Origin of the sequence: Pseudomonas sp. K5002 (assembly GCF_013386655.1) — a bacterium.
Lineage (GTDB): Bacteria > Pseudomonadota > Gammaproteobacteria > Pseudomonadales > Pseudomonadaceae > Aquipseudomonas.
This window is the reverse complement of the sequence record NZ_JACARK010000745.1, coordinates 1-3234: the sequence shown is the minus strand read 5'-3', so window position 1 is coordinate 3234 and position 3234 is coordinate 1. Positions and strand designations below refer to the sequence as shown.

4 protein-coding genes are annotated in these 3234 nt (G+C 62.0%); all 4 read left to right on the top strand.

Annotated elements, in window-relative coordinates:
- Window positions 1-420 (top strand): TolC family protein (locus HX846_RS27580; protein ID WP_178966504.1); only part of this gene is annotated, 420 nt, incomplete at its 5' end.
- Window positions 421-487: 67 nt separating this feature from the next.
- On the top strand, window positions 488-1393 hold the full coding sequence (locus tag HX846_RS27575; protein ID WP_178966503.1) for a DUF808 domain-containing protein: 906 nt from the start codon (window positions 488-490) through the stop codon (window positions 1391-1393).
- 34 nt (window positions 1394-1427) lie between these two features.
- Entirely contained in the window at window positions 1428-2411 is a 984-nt protein-coding gene (locus HX846_RS27570) for a GlxA family transcriptional regulator (RefSeq protein ID WP_134327091.1), read from the top strand.
- Window positions 2412-2482: 71 nt separating this feature from the next.
- On the top strand, window positions 2483-3234 hold a 752-nt coding region (locus HX846_RS27565; protein WP_178966502.1), incomplete at its 3' end, for an FUSC family protein.

Genomic DNA, 3234 nt, shown 5'->3' with positions numbered 1-3234 from the left:
TTCTCCCTGCCCAATCGCATCTGGACGTTGGGCCCGGCGCTGGCGGAAACCCTGTTTGACGGCGGCGCCCGCGAAGCGGCGGTCAAGCAGGCCGAGGCCAGCTATGACCAGATCGCCGCGACCTACAAGGGCACCGTGCTCAGCGCCTTGCAGAACGTTGAAGACAACCTGTCGGCAATCAACCACCTGCAAACCCAGGCCGATGCGTTCCAGCAGGTGTACCAGCGTAATCAGCAACTGTTCGGCAGCCAGGAAGCACAGTTGCGCGCCGGCACCGTGAGCCAGGAGGCCGTGCTGACCCAGCAACTGGTGTTGCTGCAAGCCGAGCAGAATCTTCGCGACACCCAGGGCCAGCTCAGCCAGGGCAGTGTGGCGCTGATCCAGAGCCTGGGCGGTGGTTGGCAAACCCCTCAGCACTGAACGGCTCGCTAACCCGGTGTGCGCCGCGTTATTCTCGGCGCACTTTGAATCACGGGAAGCCTGAGCCATGGCAGGAAGCAGTTTGCTGGTATTGATCGACGACATCGCTGCGGTGCTCGACGATGTGGCGTTGATGACCAAGATGGCTGCGAAGAAAACCGCCGGCGTGCTGGGGGACGACCTGGCGCTGAATGCCCAGCAAGTCTCCGGGGTGCGCGCCGAGCGGGAAATTCCGGTGGTGTGGGCGGTGGCCAAGGGCTCGTTCGTCAACAAGCTGATTTTGGTGCCGGCTGCGTTGCTGATCAGCGCGTTTGCGCCGTGGGCGGTCACGCCGTTGTTGATGCTGGGCGGCGCTTACCTGTGTTTTGAAGGTTTCGAAAAACTCGCCCATAGCTTCTTCCACAAACGCACCGAAGAGCAGGCGCACCTGGTGGAAGCCGTGGCGGATCCGGCCACGGACCTGGTGGCCTTCGAGAAGGACAAGATCAAGGGCGCGATCCGTACCGACTTCATCCTCTCCGCCGAAATCATCGCCATCACCCTCGGTACCGTGGCCGATGCACCGCTGGTGCAGCAAGTGATCGTGTTGTCGGGTATCGCCATCGTCATGACCATCGGCGTCTACGGCCTGGTGGCCGGTATCGTCAAACTCGATGACCTGGGCCTGTGGCTCACCCAGAAGCCCGGCCAGGCGGCGCGCAGCATCGGCGGGGCGATCTTGCGGGCGGCGCCGTACATGATGAAAAGCCTGTCGGTGATCGGTACGGCGGCGATGTTCATGGTCGGCGGTGGCATCCTGACCCATGGTGTGCCGGTGGTGCATCACTGGATCGAGACCGTGAGCCAGAGTACTGGCGGCCTGGCGTGGTTGATGCCGACGTTGCTCAATGCAGTGGCGGGGATCATTGCCGGGGCCGTGGTGTTGGCGGTGGTCAGCGTGGTGGGTAACCTCTGGAAGCGTGTGAGGGCATAGGCATTTGATCGAGCGACGGCAATTCAGCGGAGGCATGAAAGGCAAGAACCTCCGTTATCTGAATGAAAATCCCGGCGAGGCCCGCCAGACGGTGCGTGCGGGATTTGTGTTGCTCGAACATTTTTCGCTGCCGGCGTTTACCCAGGCGCTGGATACGCTGATCACCGCCAACCTGCTGCGGCCCGCTTCTTTTTCTACCTCGACCTTCGGCTTGCGGGAAGGCGAGGTGATCAGTGACCTGGGGTTGGTGATCCGGCCCGATGCGCGGCTTGAGTCTTCGGTGCTTAAAGAGTTGGACCTGTTGGTGATATGCGGTGGCTATCGCACTGAACTGAAGGCTGCGGAGGAGTTTATCCACCTGCTGAAAAGCGCCTCGGAGCAGGGTGTGAGCCTGGCCGGTTTGTGGAATGGTGCGTGGTTCCTGGGGCGTGCGGGATTGCTGGGCGGCTACCGCTGCGCCGTGCACCCGGAACATCGCCCGGCCCTCGCTGATTTCTGCAAGGCGACGCAGGTCAGCAGCGAACCCTATGTGATTGATCGCGACCGGCTGACGGCATCGAGCCCTTCCGGTGCGTTTCATATGGCGCTGGACTGGATCAAGGGGCTGTACGGCAAAGCGCTGGTGGAGGGAATCGAGGACATCCTGGCGTTTGAGGAGTCGCGCTACCGGCGGGTGAAACCCACGGAAAACGTGTGCTTGAGCGCACCCCTGCGCGAGGTGGTCAACCTGATGGACGCCAACCTCGAAGAGCCTCTGGAGCTTGAGCAACTGGCCGTTTATGCGGGCCGTTCCCGACGCCAGTTGGAGCGTTTGTTCAAGGAGCAGCTTGGCACCACGCCCCAGCGTTATTACCTGGAACTGCGCATCACCGAGGCCCGTCGGCTGTTGCAACACACCGAGCTGTCCCAGGTGGACGTGCTGGTGGCCTGCGGGTTTGTCTCGCCGAGCCATTTCAGCAAGTGCTACAGCGCCTACTTTGGCTACAGGCCATCCAAGGAAAAGCGCCTGGTCAAATAGCCTGAGATTGGCATTCGCCACAAATATAGATACGATGCTAATCATTAGCTTGCTATCTATATGTAGGTTTAATGAAATCCTCCACCTTCCAGCTCCCTGATTTCTGGCAGGCGACGTTGACCCCGTCCCGTAGCGATCTGCTGTTTGCCTTGCGCAACATGATCGCCGGCGGGGTCGCGTTGTACCTGGCCTTCTGTTTTGACTTGCAGCAACCGCAATGGGCCCTGACCACCGTATTTATCGTGGGCCAGTCCACCAGCGGCATGGTCCTGGCCAAAGGCGCCTATCGGCTGGTGGGTACGTTTGTCGGGGCCATGGTTTCCATTGCGATGATCGGCGTGTTTGGCCAGGCGCCGCTGCTGTTCCTGCTGTGCATGGCGCTGTGGCTGGCGTTCTGCACCACGGGGGCATCCTTGCTGCGCAATCATGCGTCCTATGGGTTTGTGCTGGCGGGTTACACCACGGCGATTATTGCGCTGCCCGCTACGGCGGCACCGCTGGGAGTGTTCGATGAGGCGGTGGCACGCTGCCAGGAGATCAGCCTGGGGATTCTTTGTGCCTCCATCGCCAGTACGATTCTGTGGCCGCGCCGGGTCGAGCAGGTGCTGGCGGTTCAGGCGCGCGCCGCCTGGCAGGCCGGGGTGCGGGCTGCCGCTTCGGAGCTGTTGGGTACCGACCAGCGTAAAGGCTTGCTCGAAGCATTGAGCCGCCTGGTGGCGGTGGACAGCCAGCGCGACCATGCCTGGTTTGAAGGGCCCAAGGGCCGGCGCCGCTCCCAGGCCTTGCGGGTGCTCAGCCGTGATCTGCTTAGCCTGCTGCGGGC

Excerpts from the sequence above, each read along its gene's own strand:
- HX846_RS27575 (WP_178966503.1), top strand. The coding sequence starts at position 488 with ATGGCAGGAAGCAGTTTGCTGGTATTGATCGACGACATCGCTGCGGTG.
- HX846_RS27570 (WP_134327091.1), top strand. The coding sequence starts at position 1,428 with ATGAAAGGCAAGAACCTCCGTTATCTGAATGAAAATCCCGGCGAGGCC.